Source organism: Coprococcus sp. TM115-187 (assembly GCF_027679115.1).
GTDB lineage: Bacteria > Bacillota > Clostridia > Lachnospirales > Lachnospiraceae > Allocoprococcus > Allocoprococcus comes.
Genome location: NZ_JAQEKS010000015.1, coordinates 35874 through 62001 on the forward strand (window position 1 = coordinate 35874; position 26128 = coordinate 62001).

A 26128-nucleotide genomic window follows, 5' to 3' on the forward strand; every position below is an offset into this window, starting at 1 on the left:
TTTTTTCCTCCTAAGCAAATATGCTGATAATCAGGGCACAGATAAGACCGGTAAATCCGATAATCGTCTCCATCATCGTCCATGATTTTAAGGTTGTCTTTTCATCAATTTCCAGCAAGGAGCTTACCAGCCAGAAACCAGAATCATTCACATGACTGAATGCCGTTGCACCACCGGTAATCGCACAGACCATCGCTGCAAGGTATAATGGCGAAAGTCCTGCAACCGCCGGCATGGATGCCATAATTCCGGCTGCCATCGTCATCGCAACCACTGCCGCTCCAACCGATGCTCTTACCAGAGCTGCGATCAGAAATGCAACTAAGATTAACGGAAGACCGCTCTTTTCCAGTGCCGGTCCGATGATGTCTCCCATCCCGCAGTCCTGAAGCACCCAACGAATGATTCCGCCTCCGGTAATAACCAGAAGGATCTGTCCTGTCGGTCGGAGAGATCTGTCCATGATCTTTTTCAGCTGTTCCCCGCCATATCCCTGCTTCTTTCCAAGAAAATACATTGCACACAGAACTGCAATGATCAGCGCTACAAATGGTGTTCCCACAAATTCCAGTACCGGTCGTATTCCATCAAGTGCCGGAATATATTCCGAAAGTGTGCTGCACAGAATGAGTACCAGCGGAACAAGGATGATCGCAATGACAGTTGAAAATTTGGGAAGATTTGCTTCTTCCTCTTCCCTTACTTCTGAAACTGTAGTTGGAAGTCCGGTATGAATCTTGGTCCCGATAAATTTTGACCATAAAATTCCGGCAAAAATAAGTGATAAAATTCCGATTGGCACACCAACTGCAATCATAATTCCAAGATCTACTCCAAGCATATTGGCAACCAGAACCGATCCAGCTGACGGCGGGATAAAGGCAAATCCGGTTGCAAGACCTGCAAGAAGCGGAATCACATAATACAAAGTTGATTTTTTTGTTTTCTTTGCCAGTCCGAAAGCAAGCGGAATTAAGATTACAACTCCTGCCTCAAAGAAAACAGTCGTTCCAACTACAAGTCCGGTAATTCCAAGGGCAATCCCTGCTTTTTTTTCACCAAACCTGTTAACCAGTGTCTGTGCAACACACTGTGCGCCACCCGACACTTCCAGTATACCTCCAAACAGGGAACCCAGACCGATCAGCAGTACAATTCCCTGTAAGGTTTCTCCTGCACCTTTTTCTACCGTATTTACCAGAGTCGGAACCGGCATCCCGGCTCCGAGTCCGATCAACAGAGCAGAAATCAACAGAGACAATACCGGATGAAATTTAAATTTTATGATCAGCAGTAATAATAAGACGATTCCCGCTGCCGCAGCGATCAGCAGTCTTGTCGGATCTGCTGCAAATACTGTTTCTGACATTTTCATTTCCTCCCGTATTCTTCCTGATTAGTGAACATATTTGTGGATCGTTGCTTTTACAGCACCTGGTCCTGCGATCATTTCACGAAACATTTCTTCAATCTTTTCACCGACACCATCTTTGTAAAGATCGGTAAAGAACAGACGTTCATTGGACAGGATCGGTTTCAGCTGGTCTTTCAATGTCTCCGGCTTTCCAACTACGATGTCACCAAGCTGTTCTCCGATTTCTTCATTCATCGGATCCGGTGCCAGTTCGAATTTGTTTCCTTCATCATCAACTGCCAGCATATATCTGAGCCAGCCTGCAATACCAAGCGGAATTGCTGTCAGTTTTGATGCATCTCCGTATTTTGCCACATAAGCTTTTACCGTCTCGCCAAAACGGATACCAACCATCTGTGACACATCAACTGCAAGACGGAGATTTGTATCTCCCAGATATTCATTCGGAAAACGGTCATTAAAAAGTTCATCCACAAATGCCTGTGGAGAAAGGATTCCAGGATCTGCCACTACCGGAAGTCCTTCGTCATAAGCAACCATTCTTGCCATCTTCATCATATCTTCATTGGTATTAAGCATATGTGCGAACAGATCATATCCAAGTACGACACCAAGCGGACCTGTGGCTGAATGAACCGGATTTAAGCATACCGTTACTTTCATTCGTTCCGAAAGATTTACTGTATTTCTGTCCGCCATATAAACTCCAAATCCTTTTTCCAGTGCCGGGCGTCCGTTCGGAAAACTGTCTTCAATGACCAAATATTGCGGTTTTTCTGCATTTACAAATGGAGCAATGTAAGTTTTCTTTCCGGTGATGACCGGCTGCATTTTTTCCACACCGAGAGCTTCAAGATCATCTGCAATCTGTTCGCTCGGACGTGGAGTGATCTTGTCGATCATGGTCCATGGGAAGGCAACGACTTTTTCATCACTTACATATGTAATGAAATCATCATCTACAAATCCCTGCTTCTTCCACTCTTCTGCCATTGTAAGAACAGATTCACGGAGTTTTGCACCATTCTTGGAACAGTTATCCATAGATACCAGTGCAATTGGATATCTTCCTGCTTTGAATCTTTCATAAAGCATTGCTACCAGTACTGCCATGGCTCCTGTCGCTTTGTCCGGTCCGTTCTTAATGTCCGCTTCCACGAATGGAAACCAGGTTCCGTCTGCTTTCTGCAGAGCATATCCTTTTTCGGTAATTGTAAAGGATACCATCTGAAGAGATTTGCTTGTAAAGATCTCTTTCAGGCGGTTCCACTGTGCCAAATCAGAAGACTGTGCTTTTACTGCTTCTGCAAGGGATCCGAGTACTTTATATTCACGTGTTCCGTCCCCATGCAGAATTACGCTCAGTCCCAGATTGTCATATGGATCATAAATTTTATCTACTACGTCATAGTCAAATGTCTCTACACAGGTGATTCCTCTGTCCAGTACACCTTCTTCCAGAAGTCCGTCTGCAATTCCACCGATAAAAATACGGAAAATATTACCGATTCCAAAATGAACCCATCCCGGTTCTTCTTTTGCTTTTTCAGATATCTTCTCCACATCATATCCCGGAAGTGCAATTCCTGCCTTCTCCCATGCCGCACGGTCTTTGATTTCTTCGATTGTTAACTTCATTTTGTTACCTCCCGTTTTACTTTTTTCTTTTTAGTTATGTTTTTGACTTACGCTTATATCTAAGTTGTAAGTGTAGTATATAACCACAAAAGTGAGTTGTCTATTGACAAAAAATACAATTTTACAATTCTATTTTTATCTATTTTTCACAAAGCGAATCAGAAAGCTCTTGTTTTATCCGCACATCTATATTAGAATAAGTTCATATCTTGTGTGTATGATTCACGCATAAGTAAAGGAGAATATCATGAAAGAAAAAGGAATGACCACGATTACCCTGAAAAAAATCAATCGGGAAAAAGTGTACCAATATATTTATCAGCAAAAAGAAACATCCAAACTCCAGATCGTTCAGGATCTGCAGATGGGACTTTCTACTGTCAGCCAGAATTTAAATGAGCTGGAAAATGACGGTCTGATCAGCCGGAATGGATATTTTGAATCAACCGGCGGACGAAAGGCCCATATTATAAAAATTGTTGAAGATTTCCGTATTTCGATCGGACTTGGGATTTTAAAAGATATGTTTCATATTGTAGCCGTGAATTTATATGGAGATGCAGTTGCAACAGAGACAATTGAACTCCCATATGAGAACAGCGATGCTTACTACACTGCCCTTGCTGCAAATGTAGAGCTCTTTATCCAGAAGAATCATTACGCTCCTGAAAAAATTGAGGGAATTTCGATTGCCACACAGGGAATCATCTCATCAGATGGAACTGCCGTAACCTACGGCGATATTATGGGAAATGCAAATATGCAGCTTTCGGATTTTTCCTCCAGACTTCCGTATCCGTGTCATCTGGAACATGACTCCAAAGCAGCGGCGGATCTGGAGCTCTGGAATCATCCGCAGCTTGACAGTGCACTGGTCTTTCTGCTGAATCCAAACCTGGGCGGTGCGATCATCACCGGGCATGAAGTCCATCATGGAAATCATATGCGCAGCGGGCTGATCGAGCATATCTGCATCGACCCGGACGGTCCAAAATGCTACTGTGGCAATCATGGATGTCTGGAAACTTATTGCTCCGCTAATGCTCTGAAAGTTACTGCCGGTATGCCGATCAAAGATTTTTTTAATCTCCTGCATCAAACACAGGCTCCGAACCTTATACAGATCTGGCGGAACTATCTGGATCATCTTGCTTTTGCAATCCGCAACCTGAATCTTGTGATTGACAGTCCGGTGATCATCAGCGGCTATCTTGCACCGTATTTTCTGGATGCGGATATGCAGTATCTGCTAAATAAAGTCAATGAAGGTTCTCTCTTTCAGATGGCCGAAGACCAGCTTCTGGTAGGGAATCACGGACAGTATACTCCGGCGATCGGCGCAGCACTTTATTACATCAAGGAGTTCCTGACGCCGGTTGTATCGTAATATTCACGCTAACTATCATAAAAAGGACAGAATCTGTCATGTCTTTCTCTCATTTTTTTGAGAAACACATCATCCACAGATCTCTGTCCTTTTTATTCTTTTCCAGTCTCTCCATCCGATGTAAGTGTAACACCTTTCCGCGTTCTGCTGAGTAATGTAAAACCTGTTTCATTCCGTGAATAAAACAAGCTATTAACTATTTTTCAATATTTTCATCATCTGTTTCTTTGAAGGAACCTGCCCTGCAACTACCAGTTTTCCATCAATCATAACCGATGGAGCCGTCATCACACCCAGTTTTACAATCTCAACCAGATCTGTAACTCTTTCAATCTCCGTATCGATTCCAAGTTCCTCCAGACATTCTTTCACAACTGCATTCGTCTTATCACAGTTCTCACAGCCACTTCCGATTACTTTTATATTCATATCCTGCCTCCAGATTTAATTATTCAGTTTCATAGGAAGTCCCACACATTCTTCCCACGCTGCCGCGATTTCGCGGATCAATGCAATTCCGATTTTGGAAATAAAAACAAGCTGAGACTTCGGCTGTGGTTCGTAAGGTGCATAATCCCGTTTTTTTCCAACTACGTCAACCTTTTCCCATCCTTCTTTTTCTACTTTAAAGAATCCCTTTACACGGAAAACATCCGGTTCAATCTTTGCAAGGAAAGCTTCCAGCTTTTCCTTCTGGATCTCTCCTGTAAAATCCATGGAAAATGTTTTCGGTTTATTTTTCGATGAATTCGTAGTATCCTCACATTCTGCCCATTTGTACAGCATCAGATCCATATCATAAAACGAACGGTCAATATTTCCATTCGCACTCTCTGTAATTGGGCATACCGGATTAATTTCACGCACTTTGTCTTTCACCTGTTCAATCTGCTCGCTACCCACCAGATCAACCTTTGTCAGAACCGCAAGATTGCAGTGTTTAAGTTGACGGTCAATTGTCTCTGAATCCCCGATCTGATCCAGAAAATTATAACAGTCCACCAGGCAGATGCATCCTCTGAAGTCATATGCCCCAGGCGCCATTACTTCTGTGGCTGCAAGAATTTCTTCTGCATTAGACGGGTCCCCGAATCCAGAGCTTTCCACAAACACATATTCCAGACCTTTCTGTGCCATCTGCGTCAGTGCATCCACAAAGGATAAACGAAGGCAACTGCAAAAAATAGAGCCTCTGTTCAATTCTATCATCTGGATATCATTATTCTGAAGCACCGTTCCGTCAATACTGATCTTTCCCAGTTCATTCTGGATTACCCCAACCTTTGTTCCTTCCATGTTTTCAAGCAGATTTCTCAAGATTGTCGTTTTCCCAGCTCCTAAGAACCCTGTCAGAAAATATAATTTAATTTTACTCATGATTCATTTTCTCCTTTTCCGTATTACAATTGCAATTTAAAAGTCCGGCATAATCTCCCGGAATCATCAGATGCCCCACTGTCTTATAAACCTCATTCATTACGTCTATGTCCAGAGAATACTGCATCCATTTTCCTTCTTTGCGCGCCTTTACGATTCCCAGATCACACATCAGCTTCATATCATGCGATAAGGTCGGCTGTGTAATATGAAATTCCTCCAGGATCTTACAGGCACATAATTCTCCTTCGGATAACATGTCGATGATCTTCAGGCGTTTCGGATCCGACATCACTTTGAATATACGGGCATATTTTTCATAGTCTATCTGCATTTTCTTCGTAAATCGCTCCTTCCTCATGTCCGGCGGGTAGCAAATTCATATGCCTTTTCGTGCAAGCACGAATGATATTTAAATTCGCCCCACTACTTTGATAATATTACGGATTGCTCCGCAGCGTTGCTGCTCACGCAATCCTCCGGCCATTCGGATTCCGCTGATTTCCTTCGCAAATCGCTCCTTCCTCATGTCCGGCGGGTAGCAAATTCATATGCCTTTTCGTGCAAGCACGAACGGCATATGAGTTTGCTACCCTATATTATCACATTAAACCCATACCCCACAATGATGATTCCGATACACACGATTCCAATGAATGTTCCGAGTAACTTTTTCTTAATCGCTTTGGACAGCATTACCATTGATGGAAGGGAAAGTGTAGTCACTGCCATCATAAAGGATAAAATCGTTCCAAGTCCTGCCCCTTTTGCTAGCAGGCTTTCTGCGACTGGGATGGTTCCGAAAATATCTGCATACATCGGAACGCCTACTGCTGTCGCCAGTGGCACGGCGTACCAGGTCTGTTTTCCAAGAATGCTTCGGACGATATGCTCTGGGATCAGATTGTGGATAGCTGCCCCGATGATGACTCCGACAACGATATACGGAGCTACCTTTTTGACGGTAGCCACAACCTGATTTTTTGCATAATCCATACGGTCTGCTATTGTAAGTGACGGCGAAGCTACCTCCACATTCGGCGCCTGCCGGATAAAATCTGCCACCTGGTCTTCCATATGCAGCCGCTCAATGATCGTTCCCCCTATAACAGCTATGACAAGTCCGACAATCACATAAGCAAATGCGATCTTCCCTCCAAAGACACTCATCAGAAGAACCAGAGATCCCAGATCCACCATCGGAGATGAAATCAGAAACGAGAAAGTAACTCCCAGCTGCAATCCCGCACTGGTGAATCCCATAAAGATCGGAATCGATGAGCAGGAGCAGAACGGAGTCACTGTTCCAAGAAGTGCTCCGATCAGATTCGCCCAGATTCCATGAAATCTTCCCATAATCTTTCTGCTTTTCTCTGGCGGAAAATAGCTTTGAATATAGGATATCACAAAGATCAGCACCGCAAGCAGCACAAAAATTTTTATGATATCATACAGGAAAAAGTGAAGAAATTCTCCTGGAAACCTCCCCTCTCCCAATCCGGCTTTAACAAGAAGTTTTCCGATCAGATCTTTCAGCCAGTGCATTCCAAGAATCTGGTCCTGAAAGAAATCCCATCCGTTTTTTATGATTTTCATTCTCTCTCCCTTCCCATAGAAATATAGAAATATTTCTATATATTTTTCATTTTTTAACCGGTGCAATCTATTTCTCACACCGGTTTTCTAACTACATCTTACTCTTCATATAGAATTTTGTCAATATGTTCCCGCTTTTTTTCTAATTTATCCCCTTCGCATTTGGATAGATTTTCTTCATCTTTGCGTCATCATAATGTGCATCCGCCCACTTCTGGACGGCATTTGTCGCCTGCACACCATTTCCTCTCTCATCATATCTTACCAGTGCCACACAGGATACCAGAATGTTGCAAACCATAAATCCCAGTAAAACCCAGGTCAGAATCTTTCCTGCAACTGCCGGTATTTTTTCAATCCATTTTTCCACAGGTGGAAATAATATTTTAAACCACACAACCGCAGCAATTCCCCAGAAAAAGCAGTAGAGCAAATTGATTCGACCTCCCAGGTTAAACGGGATCTTACTGTAATCCCAGAACACTTTTCCAAATACAAGTTCCGTAAACACACTGCAGAAATACTCATAAGCACCACCAAGCAATGTTCCTGTAAGGAAAAGAAAACGATCCCCTTTATCCTTATATTTGTACAAAAGTGCTGTGACAAGTGCAATTGCAAGCCCCCAGACAATGCTGAACGGTCCCCAGACCACACTGCTTCTACTCATCCATACTCCAGCCGTCACACGACAGAAAAGCGTTTCTGTGATATCTCCCAGAAAAGCACCGATCATAAACAGCATCACGATCTTATAAAAGCCGCACCCTTTTGCAAATACCTTTTCTTCGTTCTCTTCCCGGATTTCCTCTTCAATTTTTCTTGCCTTTGGATATGCTTTTTTCAGACGCTTTTCCAGACTTCCGGCAATCTTTCCCGCAATTTTTGTGCTGATCTTATCCATCCCGGCATCCGTTGCAATCCAGCGCTCCGGATTCTTACTCTTTCCGGTAAGAAGCATAAAGGAACCAAAGATATCCACAAAAAGTACACCGATCAGTGTCAGCAGCACAATATGCATCAGAAGCTTCGGCAGAATATGTAATAAAATCAACGTGATCCCATTGCACCATCTCACTGCCAGATAACCGAGCACACCCCAAAATAGTGAAGCCGGAAGACAAATATATCCATCCAGGTTCCATTTGATATTTGAATAATCCCACCATCTTGCCTTGAATGCTTTTTCGATCAGATGTCCACTGACCCATTCTGCAACTGTTGCATAGACCGTTGCAAAGATAAATAGCCAGATTCCCCGAAGTTCCTGTAATCCCACTGTCATCGCAATTGCGGTCAGACCATAGAGCACACAGAACGGTCCATTTACCAGGCCTCGGTTAGCAAACTTTCTCTGCTTCAAAGTTGCCGATATCGTTTCCAATACCCAGCCACCAAAAGAATAAATAAAAAAGAGCCACAGTAATTCATATCCAGTATAGTGATTCATAGTCTTCTCCTTTGTAAATTCATGGTATCATCTTATCATGCCAACCATGAACTTACAATTGGGATTTTATCCGTAAAGATATTATATAACACCAATCGTTTTTTTACAGCCGGTTAAACCGGTATCCGACTCCCCATACCGTCTCGATAATCTGCGGATTCCGCATATCCACACCGCCCATTTCATTTTCTGTAGTCGGAATTCGGACTGCGCATTCTGCTTTTTCTGTATATTTATTTGTTTATCATATACATTTCTCTATTTTTTTATCTGTATTCCTGATTTATTTCATATATTTAAAATTATTTTATTTTTTTCAGATTTTTTATTGACATTTTGCATTTTGTGAGATATTATAATATCAACAAAACAAAAGGAGGACGGACCACCAGAAACTTAATCTTAACTCCAAAGTCTAAGAAAGTAAGAGGTATGGACCAAAGGACACTTAATTTAAAACTCGGACAAATCTAATGAAAGTAAGAGGTACGGACCAAAAGGAACATAATTTAAAACCAGAACAAAATCTAATGAAAGTAAGAGGTACAGACCACCGGAAACTTAATTTAAAATCAGAACAAATCTAATGAAAGTAAGAGGTATGGACCAAAAGGAACATAATTTAAAACCAGAATAAATCTGATGAAAGCAAGAGGTACAGACCAATGGCAAGATAATTTATACAATATCAAATCAATAAGAGTAAGAGGTGTAGACCAATGGCATAATAATTATTAAAATTTACATAGAAAAAACTATTTGAGATAATAGTTTCAGATAGATAAGAAGTGAATAAGGAGGATAATCCAATGGATGGATCAAATTAAAATCCACTGTAGCTGAAAGATCAGATACAGTGGATTTTTTATGACATATTTTTTGTTCCAAAGTTCAAGAGCGCGCCTGCTGACGCGCTCAATTTCTGCAGATTCATAGTACAGCGGATTCTATGAAGTCTTCCGGTCCATATCCCATACTGCTTTACCATCATCACAGTATTCCAGATCCGGGCATTCCCCCTGTACAAAGGAATAAACCGGCTCTTTTCCTTCATATTCCTGAATGATACCATTTAATTTGGCAAGCATTTTTTCTTTATCACCCGGAAGATGTCCTCTGACTCTCACATGGATAAAGTCATGAAAACCATCATATAAAATATTTGCTCCTGCTTTTTCCGGTGCGATCCTCTCGATCAGATGATATTCTTCCCGAATTGTTTCCAGCTCATTTGCCGGAACAAAAGTACCTTGCCGTATATCTTGATATAACGGAACTTCTTTATGCAGAAACATGGAAAAATTCACTACATGCGCCGGATTGGTCCTGTTCAGGAACTGCGCCAGTGCTTCTGCATTTTCCATTCCTCTTCCTTTTCCTGCGACTCCGGTCATAATATGTGCATCATAGATCAGTCCTGCTTCATGAAGCCTGTCGATTGCCTGATATGCCTGTGCCAGATCATGATCTTTTTTCATAAATTTCAGCACATCATCCAGTCCGCTCTCGATTCCAAGATACAGATGCTTTACCTTTTTTCTAGCAAGCATTTCCAGCTCTTCCTGGCTTTTATGTAAAATACTCGTAACAGTCGCATCCATATTAATCCCTTCACATTCCGGGAAGTAATATGCGATCAGATCCAGAATCTCATACAATTTTTCTGTCTTCAGACCAAATGCATTACCATCCCCCAGAAAGATCTTCTTCGGCTTCCCATGCAGTTCCCGCACTCTCTTTAGTTCCGCTTCAATCTGTTCCATCGGAAGTTCCCGATACTTCAGATGCCGGAATAAATTACAGAATTTACACTGATTATAGGAGCATCCAACCATAACCGGAAGCATGAAAGAGCTTCTTTCCATCGGAGCCCGGCAAATCTGTCCTTCGTAATCCATATGTCACACTCCTATGCTTCTACATAATAGACATAATTTTCTTTTCTTGGTTTTGCTGCAGGAAGTTCTGCTGCCGCATATCCAAGTACGCAATGACCGATTCCTTCATAGTCTCCTTCGATTCCCCATTTTTTCAGAAGAGCCTTTCCTTCCTCGGATTCAAATTCTTCTTTTGCCCGGTGGATCCAGCAGCTTCCGATTCCAAGCGAATGCGCTGCATTCATCAGATTTCCCATCACAAGACTTCCATCATAAAGATATGTCGGTCTTGCCTTATCTGCAAGTACAATAAGAACTACCGGTGCACCATAAAACGGATCTGTATCGGTTCCCATAATTTTTGCATTCATTGCTGAAAGCTGATCTCTTGTTGCTTTATCCGTCACTGCCACGATAATCGGTGACTGCATTCCCATTCCCGTTGCCGCATAAGTTCCGGCCTCAATGATCGTATCCAGATCCTCTTTTCTGATCATATCCGGTTTGTATCCACGGACACTTCTGCGTTCTTCCATATTTTTGATTACTTCATTCATAAATTTTCAGCTCCTTTCAAATCTGCTTCTATTGTAGCACGATTTGAAAGGAGCTGTATGTATCTTATTTATTAAATTTTTATATCTGGCTTATTTTTCTTCGCCCCAGACTTCTTCCGCGATTTCTTTTACCAGTGCAAGCTTCTTCCACTGTTCTTCTTCTGTCAGTTTATTTCCGATTTCACAGGAAGCAAATCCACACTGTGGACTCAAATACAGTCTGTCGAGCGGGACATATTTCGCTGCTTCATGGATTCTCTTAATTACGTCTTCTTTATCTTCCAGCTTTGGTGACTTGGTTGTGATCAGACCGAGAACCACTTTTTTATCACCACTTACACTCTTCAACGGCTCAAATCCACCAGAACGTGCATCATCAAATTCCAGATAATATGCACTTACATTTTCACGGGCGAATAAAGCTTCTGCCACACGGTCATATGCACCACTGCTTGCATAAGTAGAATGGAAATTTCCACGGCATACATGAGTGTTGATCACCAGATCCTCCGGCGATCCCTCAATTGCACGGTTATTGATAGCAAGAAGCTGTTCCATGATTTTCTGAAGTCCGGCTTCATCGGTTCCGAAAATTGCTGTAGCATGTGGATCTACACACATTCCCCATGAACAGTCATCCAACTGAATGTTTCTACAGCCCGCATCATACAGGTCACGAATAACTTTCTTATATCCATTTGCGATATCTTCTGCCAGTTCTTCCACATCCGGATAATACTGATTGGTATTCGGAAGGGACATTGGCATAATAAACTGTTCCAGGAACTGCGCCGGTGCAGGAATCGTCTGCTTTGCTACTGTATTTTCATCTTCCAGTGCCTTTACAAATTTGAAATGCTCTACAAACGGATGCTGATCTACGGAAATCTTTCCGGTAAGATAAGTATCATCGATCATTGCAGCTTCTCCGTGGAACGGAAGTCCGGTCTTGGTCGGCTCATGTCCTACCCCGTTAAATCCCCACATGAAATCCAGATGCCAGGTTGCTCTTCTGAACTCGCCGTCTGTAATCACATGATATCCGGCTTTTTTCTGCTTCTCTACCAGGTCTAAAATTGCAGCATCCTCTACTTTTGTCAGTTCTTCTTTTGAAATCTTTCCTTCTTCAAAATCTCTTCTTGCTCTTTTCAGTGTTTCCGGTCTTAAAAAACTTCCTACATAATCATAACGAAATGGTGTATTTTTACTCATAATATAGCTCTCCTTTTCTCTTTCGTACTGTCTGTCTTTTATGTTTGAAAGTATAGCAGAGTATTCTGCATCTGAAAAATACAAAAAAAATACAGTTTGCCATAGTTTAAAACTATAGCAATATCAAAAAAATATTTCACGCTCCCTGCTTCCATGCTACAATATTACCAGGATATCTGGCCAGAAGTATTTTTCGCTAAGATACATTTTCCAGATACTTTTCTGATATCCCAAACCCAAAAACAATATTCTTTATAGAAAGTGAAAAATATGACTCTTCAACAATTAAAATACGTCGTAACTGTTGCTGAAACAGGAACAATTACCGAAGCCGCAAATCGTCTTTATATTTCCCAGCCAAGCCTGACAAACGCAATCCGTGAACTGGAAAAAGAAATGAAGATTACCATTTTTCTCCGGACTAATAAAGGGATCATCCTTTCAAAAGAAGGCGAAGATTTCTTAGGATACGCCAGACAGGTGCTGGAACAGGCCGCTATTCTCGAAGATAAATACAAAGGAACTTCCGGCGGGAAAAAGAAATTCTGTGTATCCACGCAACACTATTCTTTCGCTGTCAATGCCTTTGTCGATCTGATCAAAACCTACGGACAGGATGAATATGATTTCAGTCTCCGCGAAACCCAGACATACGAAATCATCGAAGATGTAGCAAAAATGCGCAGCGAGATTGGAATTCTTTTCTTAAATAATTTTAATGAAACGGTTCTGGAAAAAATTTTAAAATCCAACGGGCTTATTTTTCATCAGCTGTTTGTTGCTAAACCACATGTATTTATCAGCAGACGTCACCCTCTCGCCGATCACAAAATAATCACCAATGAAGAACTGGACGATTATCCATATCTTTCCTTTGAACAGGGTGAACACAATTCCTTTTATTTTTCAGAAGAAATCTTTTCTGTATCTGAACGCAAAAAAAATATCCGTGTACGGGATCGTGCCACCTTATTTAATCTTCTGATTGGGCTAAATGGCTACACAGTATGCAGTGGTGTAATTGACAAAAAGTTGAATGGAAAAGATATTATTGCCGTTCCTCTTGCTGACGAAAGTGATATGCGGATTGGGTATATTACACATAAAAAAAGGATGTTAAGCAGATTAGGGACAACTTATCTGGATGCCTTGAAAAAATATCTGCAATAAAAAACTTCTGGAAGCAGTTTTCCTGCTTCCAGAAGTTTTTGTTTTAAAATAAACATACAATTCCATGCACAATAAATGCAGCAACCCATGCAATCACGCACTGAAAAATCACAACACCGATCGCCCATTTACCACCAAGTTCTCTTTTAATAGAAGCAATCGCTGCCACACACGGTGTATACAAAAGACAGAAAATCAAAAGTGCTGCTGCACCGGCTGTATTTATCACCGCTGTCAGTGCTGCTGTTGACCCAAACAAAATCGAAAGAGTGGAGACAACACTCTCTTTTGCCATAAATCCGGAAATCAGTGCCGTTGATATTCTCCAATCACCGAATCCAAGTGGAATGAATACAGGTGCGATCATACCTGCTACCGTTGCAAGGATACTTGCCTGTGAATCTGTCACCATATTCAGATGCAGATCAAAGCTCTGCAGGAACCAGATCACGATCGTTGCACCAAAAATAACGGTAAATGCTCTCTGCAGGAAGTCCTTTGCTTTTTCCCAGAGAAGCTGACCAACATTTTTCGCTCCCGGCATACGATAATTCGGAAGCTCCATAACAAACGGAACAGGTTCTCCTTTGAACATCGTCCCTTTCATTGCAAGTGCAGTAAGGATTCCCATCAGGATTCCGAAGAAATAGAGACCAATCATTACAATTGCACCCTTCCCCTGGAAAAACGCCGCTGTAAAGAATGCATAGATCGGAAGTTTTGCTGAACAACTCATAAACGGAGTCAGCATAATCGTCATTTTACGATCACGCTCTGAAGAAAGTGTCCGGCTCGCCATAACTCCCGGTACTGTACATCCAAATCCGATCAGCATCGGTACAATACTTCTTCCGGAAAGACCAATCTTTCGCAAAAGTTTATCCATAATAAACGCAACTCTTGCCATATATCCACTGTCCTCCAGCATCGAAAGGAAAAAGAACAGTGTAACAATGATCGGCAAGAAACTCAGCACGCTTCCAACCCCCTGAAAGATTCCATCTACAATCAGTGACTTTAATACGCCATTGACTCCTGCCGCATCCAGTGCCTGACTGCAGGCTACAATCACCTGGTCAATTCCCTGTTGCAGAAGATCCTGCAAAAATGCTCCGATCACATTAAATGTGAGCCAGAATACCAGTCCCATAATTGCGATAAATGCCGGAATCCCGGTATATTTCCCTGTCAGAACCTGATCAATCTTCCTGCTTCGCACCCGCTCCCTGCTCTCATGTGGCTTTAAGACCGTATCTTCACAGGCACGCTGGATATAGTTAAAACGCATTCCCGCTACTGCCGATGAACGGTCTACCTTGCATTCTTCTTCCATCTGCAGATTGATATGTTCCAGAAGTTCCTTTTCATTCTGGCTCAGCTTTAATTTTTCCAGGACAAGCTCATCATTCTCTGCCAGTTTGCTTGCTGCAAATCTGACCGGGATCCCTGCTTCCTTTGCATGATCTTCAATCAGATGCATGATCGCATGAATGCATCTGTGAACCGCACTTTCCTGACCTTCAGCAGAGCAGAAATCCACTTCCTCCGGTGCTTCCTGATATTTTGCGACATGCAGTGCATGTTCTACCAGTTCCGCAATTCCTTCTCCCTTTGCTGCCGAGATTGGTACAACCGGTACTCCGAGAAATGCTTCCAGCTCATTCACACGCACAGAACCTCCGTTCACACGCATCTCATCCATCATATTCAGCGCAACAACCATTGGGATCTCAAGTTCCATAAGCTGCATCGTCAGATACATATTCCGTTCAATATTGGTTGCATCTACAATATTGATGATTCCTTTCGGTTTATCCTGAAGCAGAAATTCTCTTGTAACAATTTCCTCACTGCTATACGGAGACATAGAATAAATTCCCGGAAGATCGGTAATACGGGTATTGGGATGTTCCTTGATCACACCGTCTTTTCTGTCAACCGTAACACCTGGAAAATTTCCCACATGCTGATTCGATCCGGTCAGCTGGTTGAACAGCGTTGTTTTTCCACAATTCTGATTTCCAACCAATGCAAACGTAAGTGTCGTATTCTCCGGTAACGGATGCTCTGTTTTCTTCTCATGAAAAATGCCTGCTTCTCCATACCCCGGATGCTGTGCATCTCCTAACGGTTGTCTGCCTTCCTTCTTCTTATAATGTGGCTCATGGGCCGGCGTAATTTCAATCTGTCCGGCATCCTCCAGACGGATCGTAAGTTCATAACCATGGATCCTGATCTCAACCGGATCCCCCATCGGCGCATACTTTACAATCGTTACTTCTGTTCCCTGGATCAATCCCATATCCAGAAAATGCTGCCTGAGTGCACCATTTCCTCCTACGGAAAGAATCGTAGCTGTCTTTCCGACTTGTAATTCTTTTAATGTCATTCCTCTATCTGTCTCCTTTGGCAAAACCATTTATTGATAATTTATATCATTATCATATCAGTCCTGTAGGTAGTCATTCAAGAATAACATTCGTTTTTTCTAGCTAATTTCATCGTCTGCAAATTGTTTTATTCCGTAGCCTCTCTAAACCGGTACCCTACTCCGATTTCTGTCAGAATAAATCTGCAATTTCCGGGATCCTTTTCTATCTTCCTTCGCAGTGCTGCCATAAATACCCTCAGGTTGGCTGCTTCTACTCCCTGTGCACTGCCCCAGATCTGGCTGAGAATATAATTATGTGTCAGTACCTTTCCCCTGTTGTCGATCAATAGTTTCAAAATCTTATATTCCATCGGAGTCAGATGAACTTCTTTCCCATCTATCGATACCTGATGTTTTTCCCAGTCCACTTTCAGATAATCACACTGAAAGAATTTTTCTTTCTTTTCTTCCGGAATCTGGTTACTCTTTCTGAGCGCCACACGGATTCTGGCAAGCAGTTCGCCCATATAAAACGGTTTTGTCACATAATCATCTGCCCCCAGATCCAGTGCCTGTATTTTTTCTTCCTCTTCCTGTCTTGCACTGACCACAATGATCGGTATCTTCGAGATTTCTCTTACATTTTTTATAATCTCAATCCCGTCACCATCCGGAAGTCCAAGATCCAGAATGATCATATCTGGTCTGTTTGCATAGAACAGTGCATTTGCTTCTCCACATGTCTTCGCAATCACATAATCATAGTCTTCTTTCTTAAGACTCATCGAGATAAAGTTAATAATATATTTATCGTCTTCCACAATTAAAATTTTATGCTTATCTGCCATCTGTACTTACCTGCCTTGCCTCCAACCAGAACCTGAACCTTGCTCCGCCTTCTTTTCTGTTCTCTGCACAAATATTTCCACCATGTGCATTTACTACCGCTTTACATATAGCCAGTCCCAGTCCGATTCCTCTTTGTCTGTCCCCTTTTTCATCTGACCTTGTAACAAATTCGTCAAAAATATTTTCTTTCAGATCTTCCTGAATCCCGTCTCCGTCATCTTCTACACTGATCCACACTTTCCCTGCATCATATCTGGCTTCTATACAGATCCATCCATTTTCCCCTGTATGCTTCATCGCATTATCCAGAAGATTGACCAGCACCTGAACCATCAGTTTTCCATCTACATTTACAACAATCAGCTCCGACGGAAGTTTAATTTCAAACCTCCTCTTTTCCCGGAGTCCTATGATATGTGATACGGCTTCATAGATCAGATCATCCACTACTTCCTGGTTTTTCCGGATCTCAAATTCTTCACTTTCCAGCTTTGTCATATTCAAAATATTTTCCATCAGGCGCATCAGCCATACAGACTGCTCCTGTATCTCTCCTGCCAGTTCCTTTCTGACTCCGGCATCCAACTCATCCGCCTCTTTTAAGAGTCCTGCAGCTCCCATAATTCCGGTCAAAGGTGTCCTGAAATCATGGGATATACTTCTCAGCATATTGCTTTTCAGCTTTTCTCTTTCCATCTGTGCCCTTGTTTCCTCTGCAATACGCACCTGATTATGAAATCGTACCATAATACTTGCGGAAATGAATCCTGTGATAAGGAAAAATACCAGACGTACCACATCATTCTGATCCGTCATCGCAAATGTATGCACCGGCACTGTAAAAAAATAATTAAACAGCAGCACACTGCATACAGAAGCCATCATTCCATACAGATAACCGGTAGTTGTAACTGTTATGACCAGTACACCCACAATATAGATCATCAGAATATTTTCTTTTCGAATTCCATAACTCTGGAGAAAAAAAGACAAAAATGTTGCAACCGCCATGATCGCAATCGACTGCACCATATATTTTACTCTCTTTTTTGTCATTTTCTTTCCCCCATCATTCATCATTTTATACTTGCAAGCAGACGGTCAATATCCTTTGTAAGACCTACTACAAGCAGATGATCCTTCTCATGCATCACATAATCCGCTCTCGGAAGGACCACCACCTCTGTATTTTTCTTTATTCCAAATACATTTATATGATAGTTTGCCCTTATATCCGCTTCTTCTATCGTCCGCCCGATCCATGCAGCCTTCGGCTGGATTTCAAAAATCGAATAATCCTTACTGAGTTCAAAATAGTCAAAAACATGATTTGCACTGTATTTTACAGCCAGTCGCTCTGCAATATCCCGATCCGGATAAAAGACTTCATCCGCTCCGTTTCTCAATAAGAATTTTGCATGGATATCCCTGTTTGCCTTACTGACAACATGTTTGGCTCCAAGCTCTTTTACCAGGCTTGTTATCTCCAGACTGCTCTGGAAATTTGATCCGATGCACACAAAGCAAAGATCGAAATTTCCTACTCCAAGACTTCTTAATACTTCTTCATTTGTACAGTCCCCTACCCGTACTGCTGTTGCGTATTCCAACAAATCCGGTGTCTTTTTCTCATCTTTATCGATGACCATTACCTCATTTCCCCGATTTGCCATATCAATACACAGATGATGACCAAATCTTCCAAGTCCTATAATCAATACTGATTTCATTTTCTACTCCTTGTTCTATCCTATCGTAATTTCTTCTACCGGTTTCCGGATCGGTGCTTCATGTCTGTGCCCTTTCAATGAAAGCGCAAATGTCAGACTTCCTATTCTTCCGCAAAACATCAGAAATACCAGCACCATTCTTGATGCCATACATACATCTCTTGTGATTCCCGCAGACATTCCCACTGTTCCCATTGCAGAAAAGACTTCAAACATCACATCCGACAAAGAAAACGGCTGCATAATTTCCATGAAGATCGTTCCTGTTAGTATAAGGAACAAATTCGTACACATTACAACACTGGCCTTTCTGATCGCAGTTTCATCCAGTCTTCTGTTAAATACATTACAACCGGCTGCTTCCATCAGATTTGCACGCACAAATACAATAAGAACTACTACGGTTGTCGTCTTAATTCCACCTGCTGTAGATCCCGGGCTTCCTCCTATGAACATCAGAATCATAGTAACAAGTTTACTGCCTTCCGTCAACGCTCCTGTATCGGTTGTATTAAATCCTGCCGTTCTGGCTGTCACCGAGTGAAATAAAGAACAGAGTATCTGTTCTTTCACAGGCATCCCTGCCAGTACATTATTTTTTTCCAGTATCAGGAATAAAACTGCTCCTCCTATAATCAGAAAACCTGTTGTTGATAATACAATCTTTGTATGCAGATGATATTTTTTCCATTGAAATTTTTTCACAGACAGATCATCCCACACCAAAAAACCGATTCCACCGATTATAATCAGCAGCATGATCACTGTATTTACCAGCCAGTCATCCGAATATCTGATCAGTGACTGATAGGCACCATTTTCTCCCATAAGGTCAAACCCGGCGTTGCAAAAGGCTGATATAGAATGAAAGATCCCGTACCAGATTCCTCTTCCTATTCCGAATTCCGGAATAAACCGGATCATCAGCAATACAGCTCCAATGCTTTCAAAAAAAAGTGTTCCTTTTATAATCTTCTTCGTAAGCTTTACAATTCCACCAATTTGAATACTATTGATACTCTCCTGCAAAATTCCACGGACTTTAAGCCCTATCTTTCTTCTTAACAGAATCGCCACACAGACACCAATTGTCATAAATCCCATACCACCGATCTGGATCAGGATCAAAATGATAAGCTGTCCAAAAAAAGACCAGTGCAGATATGTATCCTGTACAACCAGCCCAGTCACACAGGATGCGGATGTCGAGGTAAATAATGCGTCTGCAAAAGATGTCATATTTCCATCCCTTGATGAAACCGGAAGCATTAAGAGAATACTTCCCAAAAGGATCAACAACAAATACCCGACAACAATCATCTGTGTCTGTGTCATCTTTTTATATATTACTGTCATTTGTTTCGTTTCCTTTCTCCTCTATATCTTTCTTCCTCTCTCTCTTCTTTATCCTTCTTCAGAAAAGTATCGAGTTCACGCATCAGATGCAATCCGGCGATCAGCAGAAAGCTCAGGATCCCTGTAAATAAAATAATACTCTCAATCTCGAACATAACCTTTCCTTCCTCTCACTGTTTTTCCTCTCCTGTTTTGTAAATCAATGATAGTATTTTTAGTATAAAGATTGTATAAAGATTCCTGATTTTATGTAAATATTCCGTTATGATTTCCTGCTGAAAAATGGGATTAGGAATTTCATTAAATAGAAAGAATGTGCATCTCCGGAACGCAGTGCCTTTTGTTTCATAGGAAGTTCCTTCGGGATTTTCTATGAAGCAAAAAACGGGCACTTTGCAGTTCTTTCTGCAAAGCGTCCGCCTTTTTTACAAAATCTTTTTATTCAGCTGCTGTTTCTTCCTCATCTGTTTCCGGAACATCATTATGAACGGCAGCCACACCTGCTACATCTGCTTCCGGATCTGTGATCAGTTTGACATCTTTATCCTTTGCGATGTCAAGGTCTTTGACTTTAATGGTTTCTCCAACCTTCAAATCTCCAACGTCAACAATTACTTTTTCAACAAGTGCCGATGGAAGTGCTTTGTATTCAATTTCACCAAGCAGTTCCTCCACAACACCTGTGACAACCTTTGACTGATTGTGGATCACAACTTCTGCTACGGAATGTACCATTTCTCCACTTACCAGTGCCTGAAAATCTATTTCAAGTACTTTTGAACCCATAGAATCATAATCGACTTCTTTTACCAGCACATCCATCTGCTCTCCGTCCAAATCCAACATGATCTGGCTTCCTTTGCCATTAGCTTTCAGGAACTTTTCCGCTTCTTTCTGTGTCATCTGTACCGGAATGGAGCCTTCAATCTCACGTCCGAATACATTGCCGGTTACATAACCTTCTCTTCTGAGTTTTTTGGCTTTTGTCTGCATGTTTCTTTTTTCAGCTTTTAAAGTATTCATTTATCTTTTCCTCCAATCACTGACTTCTGGTAAAGTACCTATTTCCTTGTTACAGCTGTATTATAGCACTCATGGATTATCAAGATTAACCAAAATCACATCTTTTTTGATCAATATTTTTGCTGTTTTTCAAACTTTTTTATTTGTTTTGTGCAATTTTTTTATTTTTTACTTTTTTCATTTTTCAAAAATTTTCACATTTTCATCCCTTGGTTTTTTCTTACGTTATGTTAAATTTCACACCAAAAAAGAACCTGCTGCCACAATTGCATATTCACCTGCAAAATGCTATACTCGGATAAGAAATGTTAATGAAAAGAGGTTTTATTATGAGAGCATATGAACGACTTTTAAATTATGTAGTAGTCCGTACCCCAAGTGATGAACACAGTACGACTTCTCCTTCTTCCCAGTGTCAGTTCGACCTGGCACGTATTCTGGCAGATGAGATGACTGCCCTCGGGATTTCTGACGTAAGTCTGGATGAATTCTGCTATGTATATGGAAAGATTCCTGCCACACCGGGATATGAGAATAAACCATCTATCGGATTTATCGCACACATGGATACCGTTTCCGATTACTGTGACCATGACATCATCCCGGTCGTACACAAGAACTACGATGGCGGTGATCTGCCGCTTGGCACAAGTGGACGTACCCTTACCGTAAAAGATTTCCCGCATCTTCCATCTCTTGCCGGACGCACCCTGATCACAACAGACGGTACAACTGTTCTTGGTGCCGATGATAAAGCCGGAGTTGCCGAGATCATGACCATGGCTGAAGCACTGATCAAAGAAAATATTCCTCATGGACCGATCTCAATTGCTTTTACACCAGATGAAGAAGTCGGTGGTGGAACTGATCATTTTAATGTGGAAAAATTTGGTGCACAGTTTGCCTACACTCTGGATGGCGATACCGAAGGCGAAATTCAGTATGAAAACTTCAATGCATGCAAGGCAGATTTTGAAATTACCGGCTTTGCTGTGCATCCGGGTTCCAGCAAGGATACGATGATCAATGCGTGCCTGGTTGCCGCTGAAATCAATAACATGCTTCCAGGACTTGAAATCCCGCGTGAAACGGAGGATTATGAAGGATTCTACCATCTGACCGGTATGAGTGGAGATGTGGCAAAAGCAGAGCTTCATTATATTGTAAGGGATCATGACAAGAATCTGTTTGAAGCCAGAAAAGAAACTCTTCGCCATATTGAGAAGAACCTCAATGAAAAATGGGGAGAAGGCACTGTGAAGCTTACGATTACTGACCAGTACCAGAATATGGCTGAGATTATTGCCGGATGCATGCATCTGATTGAGAATGCAAAGAAAGCCTGTGAAAATGCGGGTGTTGCACCGCTTGTGCTTCCAATCCGCGGCGGAACAGACGGATGCCAGCTCAGCTTTATGGGACTTCCTTGCCCGAACCTCGGAACAGGGGGACATGCATTCCATGGACCATATGAACACATCACGGCAGAAGGAATGGACAAGGCTGTGGATATCGTGGTTGAACTTGTGAAATTATACGCGGAGATGTAAAGGGTTGTCTGACGGACAGAAGAAATAATACAATAGGGATCACAGACGTTTCGGAATCCAAGAGCATCTAGGTCTGTAGTAAATTTGCTAAAAGCAGTAAGAAAAATGACAAACTCGCTGGCGCTCAGACAGTGTCATTTTTCTTACTAACGCAAATCTGCTACAGACTAAGATGCTTAGGATTCCTGCAAATGTCTGTGATCCCTATTGTATTATTTCTTCTTGTACTGTCGAAAAGTTTTATATATGGATAAGAGTTCCAGGCTCAAGTGAATTTTTTTGGTTAGGATGTCCATATTGCAGGTTATTCAGTTTTATGTTATGTAGCTTTATTTTTATGCTGTTGTTTTTTACATTAAATGGATATTTTATTCAAAGTGTCACATTTCAGGGTTGTATTTCGTCTTTATTTATAGAACGTTCAATAAAGATATGAAAGAAGGTGTTATTTTTATATGCGTGAGTATTCTGACAGTGAGAAGTTGGAACGATTGTATGAGTTGTATGAGCAGAAGATGTATGCGGTGGCTTTTTCGATTCTGAGGAATGAGTGGCAGGCTGAAGATGCGGTGCAGGATGCTTTTGTACGGTTGCTTAAGAATATACGAAAGCTTCGGGATCTGGAAGATGAAAAAACACGGTCCTATGTTCTTCAGACGATTCAAAGTGCTTCCCTCGATCAGTACCGGAAAAATCAAATAACGTCCAATGCAACGGTTCCAATCAAAGATATGGATTTTGCTGATGAGCGTGATGATATTATGAAGCTGGTCAGCCGTCTTGCCGGTGACTCTGTCCTTGAGCAGATCCTTGGAAAACTTCCCGACTCTTATCGCGATGTGATCCTGTTCCGCTGTGTACACCAGCTTTCGGTAAAAGAAACAGCTTCCGTCCTTGAAATCGGCGAATCTCTGGTTCGGAAACGTCAGCAAAGAGCATTGAAAAAACTCAGATTGATCATAGGAGATGATATGTATGCAAAACAAAAAATTTGACCAAATAAGCCTTGAAGAATTTGATTCTATGAATATGGATCACACTTTTTCCGATAACTATAACCGAAAAAAGCAGAACTTACTGCATGCTGTCTCGGAAAGTGAACATAACCGGCATCGAAACCATCTTTACCGTGTTGCCGCTGCCATCGTTGCCCTTTCCCTCCTTCCCGCAACCGCATATGCAGCTGACAGACTGCTTCAAATGCATTACAACAGTACCGGAACATACAGCGGTGATCTTTCTCTAACGACTACCTCAAAAGATACTGTATTTTCTCCGGTAAAGCTGACTCCAACTTATTTACCTGATGGAAGTATTGCTGCTTCAGACCGTGGACCTGACAAGTACTATGTCCCTTCCGATACAGAATCTTCTTCACATGGTACTGTATTTTCTCTCTACAAGATGGATACCGATGATTTTACATTTTCGCACTCCTATATGACTTCTCGTGAAGAATTTAATGCCAATGGAAATGATGCGGTTCTGATGACTTTCGACTCTTCTGGAGTCTTTGATAAGGATGCCTACGTCGTCTTCCAGGATTCAGGCTATATTGTTGAAATCAATATGGGAAATGCAATCACCAATGAAGAAGCGAAAAAGATTGCTTCTGGTGTGACACTTACGCCTGCTACAGATTCTGACGCTACCTTTGCAGGTTCTTTGTCCGAACTTAAAACGGAATTAGCTGAAGATGCAGCTGCACCAAAAGCACTACAGACTACCTGGCTTAAAGTAAATGATACCTGGACCGACGAAACCTGTGGCTATCAGATGACTGTTAAAAAAGTAGAAGCTTTTGATAATATCCGTTCACTTAACGCAGATTTCTTTACTGATAATGGTAAAAATCTTCCAGATGGTTCGATTAACGACAACGGAGATCTTATATCATATAATCGTGCTATTATTCAGGTCGGAAATGGAACCGACTCACTCAATACACAAACAGGTACTGCACAGATTCATCGAAAATTATTATATGTAACTCTTGAGATTACAAATCCATCCGACAATCCTTTTTCCAATACGGAATCCTGTGTAAATTATGATCTGACCATTCCGTCCGAAAATCCAGACGGATATTATAACAATGCATTGTTCGATAATCCAACATACAAAGATGTTATCAATTATCCAATTTATTTTGATGCCTCTGTATGCTCCGACAACTCTGACCATCATTACTTTTTCACCAGTCTTGAAAAAGGACAGACCATCACCTGCCATCTTGGTTATATTGTCGATGAAGATCTGTTGGATCAGCTTTGTCTCAATACCTCTTTTGACGGACAGATTGGACAGTTTGTGACTCTTTACAAGTAAACGAATATTTTAAACAAAACCGGAGTTGCCGCATATCACTAAAATCCATGCGCCAACTCCGGTTTCTTAAATTTGAAAATATTCTTTTACCTGTCCCAGTATTATCCCCATCAGCTTTGTCCTTGCTTCCACGCTCGCCCATGCTACATGTGGTGTAATCAGCAGTTTTTTGCTATCTTTTATTTTTCGCAGCGGATTCGTCTCACTCATCGGCTCCTGGCAAAGTACGTCAAGTCCGGCTGCAGCTATCTCGTCATTTTCAAGTGCCTCATACAGATCCTGCTCGACTACGATCGGACCACGTCCGAGATTCAGGAAAATACAGGTTTTTTTCATTTTTGCAAATGCTGCTTTATCCATTAAGCCCTCTGTATGTTCATTTAACGGTGCATGAATGGATATAATGTCAGATTTTGCAAGCAATGTATCCAGATCTACCTGTTCGTAACCTTCCTGCGCCGAACGCCCTGATGCAGAGTAATAAATAATCTGTGCTCCAAATGCTTTTGCGATATCCGCAACTCTCCGGCCAATTGTTCCCAGGCCTATGATCCCCCAGGTTTTGCCACTGATCTCCGTAAAATGCTCTGCAAAATGCGTAAATATTGTATCATTGATGTAACGCTCTTCTTTTACATAATCATCATAATAACGTATCTTTTCCAGCAGATAGAGAAGCATTGCAAAAGTGTGCTGTGCCACCGTTTCTGTCGAATAGCCAGCTACATTTCTCCATGCAACTCCTCTTTTTTCCAGATATTCTTTATCCAGATTGTTGGTCCCCGTTGCCGTCACGCATACCAGCTTTAACTTCTCTGCTTTTCCAATCGTCTGCTCATTGACCTGTACTTTATTCAAAATGATCACATCTGCATCCTGAACTCTTTCCGTTACTTCTTCTGATGTAGAAAAATCGTATTTTACGACTTCACCAAGCCTGTCAAATCCAGAAAGATCAATATCTTCTCCAATTGTTTTTACATCTAAAAAAACTATTTTCATAATCTGTCCCTCACTTTATCACTGTAATTTGCAACTTTTCCTGTTCATTATCATAACAAATTTATTTTACGGATACAACCCAAACAACCGTTGACATTCTTATCCTATGGCGCGTATACTAAAGAAATGAAGAGCATTTGCGATTATATCCTGATATAATTAGCAGATGTTTTTTTTGGTCTTTCTGGCAAGCCTTCGCTTTTTATAAATCACATTCCATCAATAGAGATGAGCAAAACACATTGATCCAAAAGTAGAACTTGGCAGTTAGCTCCCATAA

Annotated in this window: 23 protein-coding genes; 5 read left to right on the forward strand and 18 right to left on the reverse strand. The window is 41.5% G+C overall.

The window, feature by feature from the left end; all coding sequences use genetic code 11:
- Positions 1 to 10: 10 nt before the first annotated feature.
- Entirely contained in the window at positions 11 to 1369 is a 1359-nt protein-coding gene (locus tag PGW42_RS10645; RefSeq protein ID WP_270203248.1) for a GntP family permease, read from the reverse strand.
- A gap of 27 nt (positions 1370 to 1396) precedes the next feature.
- Positions 1397 to 3013 carry a mannitol dehydrogenase family protein gene (locus PGW42_RS10650; protein ID WP_270203247.1) on the reverse strand — a complete coding sequence of 539 codons (1617 nt, stop codon included), beginning with the start codon at positions 3011 to 3013 and terminating at the stop codon, positions 1397 to 1399.
- 247 nt (positions 3014 to 3260) lie between these two features.
- Between PGW42_RS10650 and PGW42_RS10655 the strand changes: the two genes are divergently transcribed.
- Positions 3261 to 4400, forward strand: coding sequence for an ROK family protein (locus PGW42_RS10655; protein ID WP_270203246.1), 1140 nt, complete (start codon positions 3261 to 3263; stop codon positions 4398 to 4400).
- 192 nt (positions 4401 to 4592) lie between these two features.
- Here PGW42_RS10655 and PGW42_RS10660 read toward each other — a convergent pair whose 3' ends face one another.
- The 8 genes from PGW42_RS10660 to PGW42_RS10695 all read right to left on the reverse strand — a co-directional run bounded on the left by PGW42_RS10660 (position 4593) and on the right by PGW42_RS10695 (position 12469).
- Positions 4593 to 4829 (reverse strand): thioredoxin family protein, encoded by a 237-nt coding sequence (locus tag PGW42_RS10660; protein ID WP_055158380.1) that lies wholly within the window; start codon positions 4827 to 4829, stop codon positions 4593 to 4595.
- 15 nt (positions 4830 to 4844) lie between these two features.
- Entirely contained in the window at positions 4845 to 5777 is a 933-nt protein-coding gene (locus PGW42_RS10665) for a CobW family GTP-binding protein (RefSeq protein WP_117556840.1), read from the reverse strand.
- Complete coding sequence (locus PGW42_RS10670) at positions 5770 to 6111, reverse strand: ArsR/SmtB family transcription factor (protein WP_117556838.1); 342 nt, start codon at positions 6109 to 6111, stop codon at positions 5770 to 5772. The genes PGW42_RS10665 and PGW42_RS10670 overlap by 8 nt, the downstream gene beginning before the upstream one ends.
- Positions 6112 to 6371: 260 nt before the next feature.
- A complete protein-coding gene (locus PGW42_RS10675; protein ID WP_270203245.1) occupies positions 6372 to 7373 on the reverse strand; it encodes a permease in 1002 nt (333 codons plus the stop codon).
- 142 nt (positions 7374 to 7515) lie between these two features.
- Positions 7516 to 8823 (reverse strand): putative ABC transporter permease, encoded by a 1308-nt coding sequence (locus tag PGW42_RS10680; protein WP_270203244.1) that lies wholly within the window; start codon positions 8821 to 8823, stop codon positions 7516 to 7518.
- 947 nt (positions 8824 to 9770) lie between these two features.
- Positions 9771 to 10721, reverse strand: a complete 951-nt coding sequence (locus tag PGW42_RS10685) for a radical SAM protein (protein WP_270203243.1) — start codon at positions 10719 to 10721, stop codon at positions 9771 to 9773.
- An 11-nt stretch (positions 10722 to 10732) separates the two neighbouring features.
- A complete protein-coding gene (locus PGW42_RS10690) occupies positions 10733 to 11257 on the reverse strand; it encodes a nitroreductase (protein ID WP_022220868.1) in 525 nt (174 codons plus the stop codon).
- 90 nt (positions 11258 to 11347) lie between these two features.
- Positions 11348 to 12469, reverse strand: coding sequence for a 5-methyltetrahydropteroyltriglutamate--homocysteine S-methyltransferase (locus PGW42_RS10695; RefSeq protein WP_270203242.1), 1122 nt, complete (start codon positions 12467 to 12469; stop codon positions 11348 to 11350).
- Positions 12470 to 12739: 270 nt separating this feature from the next.
- Between PGW42_RS10695 and PGW42_RS10700 the strand changes: the two genes are divergently transcribed.
- A complete protein-coding gene (locus tag PGW42_RS10700; protein ID WP_008374293.1) occupies positions 12740 to 13639 on the forward strand; it encodes a LysR family transcriptional regulator in 900 nt (299 codons plus the stop codon).
- 43 nt (positions 13640 to 13682) lie between these two features.
- On the opposite strand, the gene feoB is transcribed toward PGW42_RS10700, so the two are convergent.
- The 7 genes from feoB to PGW42_RS10735 all read right to left on the reverse strand — a co-directional run bounded on the left by feoB (position 13683) and on the right by PGW42_RS10735 (position 20968).
- The gene (gene feoB, locus PGW42_RS10705) at positions 13683 to 16028 is read right to left on the reverse strand and encodes a ferrous iron transport protein B (protein ID WP_270203241.1); all 2346 of its coding nucleotides are present in this window, start codon (positions 16026 to 16028) and stop codon (positions 13683 to 13685) included.
- A 128-nt stretch (positions 16029 to 16156) separates the two neighbouring features.
- Entirely contained in the window at positions 16157 to 16858 is a 702-nt protein-coding gene (locus PGW42_RS10710) for a response regulator (RefSeq protein ID WP_270203240.1), read from the reverse strand.
- Positions 16848 to 17915, reverse strand: coding sequence for a sensor histidine kinase (locus PGW42_RS10715; RefSeq protein WP_243263666.1), 1068 nt, complete (start codon positions 17913 to 17915; stop codon positions 16848 to 16850). The genes PGW42_RS10710 and PGW42_RS10715 overlap by 11 nt, the downstream gene beginning before the upstream one ends.
- Positions 17916 to 17935: 20 nt before the next feature.
- Positions 17936 to 18589: a potassium channel family protein gene (locus PGW42_RS10720; RefSeq protein ID WP_117556825.1), complete on the reverse strand. Its 654-nt coding sequence runs from the start codon at positions 18587 to 18589 to the stop codon at positions 17936 to 17938.
- A 15-nt stretch (positions 18590 to 18604) separates the two neighbouring features.
- A complete protein-coding gene (locus PGW42_RS10725; RefSeq protein ID WP_117556823.1) occupies positions 18605 to 19945 on the reverse strand; it encodes a TrkH family potassium uptake protein in 1341 nt (446 codons plus the stop codon).
- Entirely contained in the window at positions 19942 to 20100 is a 159-nt protein-coding gene (locus PGW42_RS10730; RefSeq protein ID WP_182420309.1) for a hypothetical protein, read from the reverse strand. The genes PGW42_RS10725 and PGW42_RS10730 overlap by 4 nt, the downstream gene beginning before the upstream one ends.
- 283 nt (positions 20101 to 20383) lie before the next feature.
- Positions 20384 to 20968 carry a 50S ribosomal protein L25 gene (locus PGW42_RS10735; protein WP_118217460.1) on the reverse strand — a complete coding sequence of 195 codons (585 nt, stop codon included), beginning with the start codon at positions 20966 to 20968 and terminating at the stop codon, positions 20384 to 20386.
- Between the two features lie 329 nt (positions 20969 to 21297).
- Between PGW42_RS10735 and pepT the strand changes: the two genes are divergently transcribed.
- The 3 genes from pepT (at position 21298) to PGW42_RS10750 (ending at position 24846) form a co-directional block, all read left to right on the forward strand.
- Positions 21298 to 22518: a peptidase T gene (gene pepT / locus PGW42_RS10740; protein ID WP_270203239.1), complete on the forward strand. Its 1221-nt coding sequence runs from the start codon at positions 21298 to 21300 to the stop codon at positions 22516 to 22518.
- A 455-nt stretch (positions 22519 to 22973) separates the two neighbouring features.
- Complete coding sequence (locus PGW42_RS10745; RefSeq protein ID WP_117824167.1) at positions 22974 to 23513, forward strand: RNA polymerase sigma factor; 540 nt, start codon at positions 22974 to 22976, stop codon at positions 23511 to 23513.
- Complete coding sequence (locus PGW42_RS10750) at positions 23494 to 24846, forward strand: DUF4367 domain-containing protein (protein ID WP_270203238.1); 1353 nt, start codon at positions 23494 to 23496, stop codon at positions 24844 to 24846. The genes PGW42_RS10745 and PGW42_RS10750 overlap by 20 nt, the downstream gene beginning before the upstream one ends.
- A gap of 66 nt (positions 24847 to 24912) precedes the next feature.
- Here the strand turns inward: PGW42_RS10750 and PGW42_RS10755 are convergent, their stop codons facing one another.
- Entirely contained in the window at positions 24913 to 25848 is a 936-nt protein-coding gene (locus tag PGW42_RS10755; protein WP_117835484.1) for a D-2-hydroxyacid dehydrogenase, read from the reverse strand.
- Positions 25849 to 26128: the final 280 nt, after the last annotated feature.

Bases quoted from the DNA above. Each gene is read 5' to 3' on its own strand.
- PGW42_RS10645 (WP_270203248.1), bottom strand. From the start codon at position 1,369: ATGTCAGAAACAGTATTTGCAGCAGATCCGACAAGACTGCTGATCGCT.
- PGW42_RS10650 (WP_270203247.1), bottom strand. From the start codon at position 3,013: ATGAAGTTAACAATCGAAGAAATCAAAGACCGTGCGGCATGGGAGAAG.
- PGW42_RS10655 (WP_270203246.1), top strand. From the start codon at position 3,261: ATGAAAGAAAAAGGAATGACCACGATTACCCTGAAAAAAATCAATCGG.
- PGW42_RS10660 (WP_055158380.1), bottom strand. From the start codon at position 4,829: ATGAATATAAAAGTAATCGGAAGTGGCTGTGAGAACTGTGATAAGACG.
- PGW42_RS10665 (WP_117556840.1), bottom strand. From the start codon at position 5,777: ATGAGTAAAATTAAATTATATTTTCTGACAGGGTTCTTAGGAGCTGGG.
- PGW42_RS10670 (WP_117556838.1), bottom strand. From the start codon at position 6,111: ATGCAGATAGACTATGAAAAATATGCCCGTATATTCAAAGTGATGTCG.
- PGW42_RS10675 (WP_270203245.1), bottom strand. From the start codon at position 7,373: ATGAAAATCATAAAAAACGGATGGGATTTCTTTCAGGACCAGATTCTT.
- PGW42_RS10680 (WP_270203244.1), bottom strand. From the start codon at position 8,823: ATGAATCACTATACTGGATATGAATTACTGTGGCTCTTTTTTATTTAT.
- PGW42_RS10685 (WP_270203243.1), bottom strand. From the start codon at position 10,721: ATGGATTACGAAGGACAGATTTGCCGGGCTCCGATGGAAAGAAGCTCT.
- PGW42_RS10690 (WP_022220868.1), bottom strand. From the start codon at position 11,257: ATGAATGAAGTAATCAAAAATATGGAAGAACGCAGAAGTGTCCGTGGA.
- PGW42_RS10695 (WP_270203242.1), bottom strand. From the start codon at position 12,469: ATGAGTAAAAATACACCATTTCGTTATGATTATGTAGGAAGTTTTTTA.
- PGW42_RS10700 (WP_008374293.1), top strand. From the start codon at position 12,740: ATGACTCTTCAACAATTAAAATACGTCGTAACTGTTGCTGAAACAGGA.
- feoB (WP_270203241.1), bottom strand. From the start codon at position 16,028: ATGACATTAAAAGAATTACAAGTCGGAAAGACAGCTACGATTCTTTCC.
- PGW42_RS10710 (WP_270203240.1), bottom strand. From the start codon at position 16,858: ATGGCAGATAAGCATAAAATTTTAATTGTGGAAGACGATAAATATATT.
- PGW42_RS10715 (WP_243263666.1), bottom strand. From the start codon at position 17,915: ATGACAAAAAAGAGAGTAAAATATATGGTGCAGTCGATTGCGATCATG.
- PGW42_RS10720 (WP_117556825.1), bottom strand. From the start codon at position 18,589: ATGAAATCAGTATTGATTATAGGACTTGGAAGATTTGGTCATCATCTG.
- PGW42_RS10725 (WP_117556823.1), bottom strand. From the start codon at position 19,945: ATGACAGTAATATATAAAAAGATGACACAGACACAGATGATTGTTGTC.
- PGW42_RS10730 (WP_182420309.1), bottom strand. From the start codon at position 20,100: ATGTTCGAGATTGAGAGTATTATTTTATTTACAGGGATCCTGAGCTTT.
- PGW42_RS10735 (WP_118217460.1), bottom strand. From the start codon at position 20,968: ATGAATACTTTAAAAGCTGAAAAAAGAAACATGCAGACAAAAGCCAAA.
- pepT (WP_270203239.1), top strand. From the start codon at position 21,298: ATGAGAGCATATGAACGACTTTTAAATTATGTAGTAGTCCGTACCCCA.
- PGW42_RS10745 (WP_117824167.1), top strand. From the start codon at position 22,974: ATGCGTGAGTATTCTGACAGTGAGAAGTTGGAACGATTGTATGAGTTG.
- PGW42_RS10750 (WP_270203238.1), top strand. From the start codon at position 23,494: ATGCAAAACAAAAAATTTGACCAAATAAGCCTTGAAGAATTTGATTCT.
- PGW42_RS10755 (WP_117835484.1), bottom strand. From the start codon at position 25,848: ATGAAAATAGTTTTTTTAGATGTAAAAACAATTGGAGAAGATATTGAT.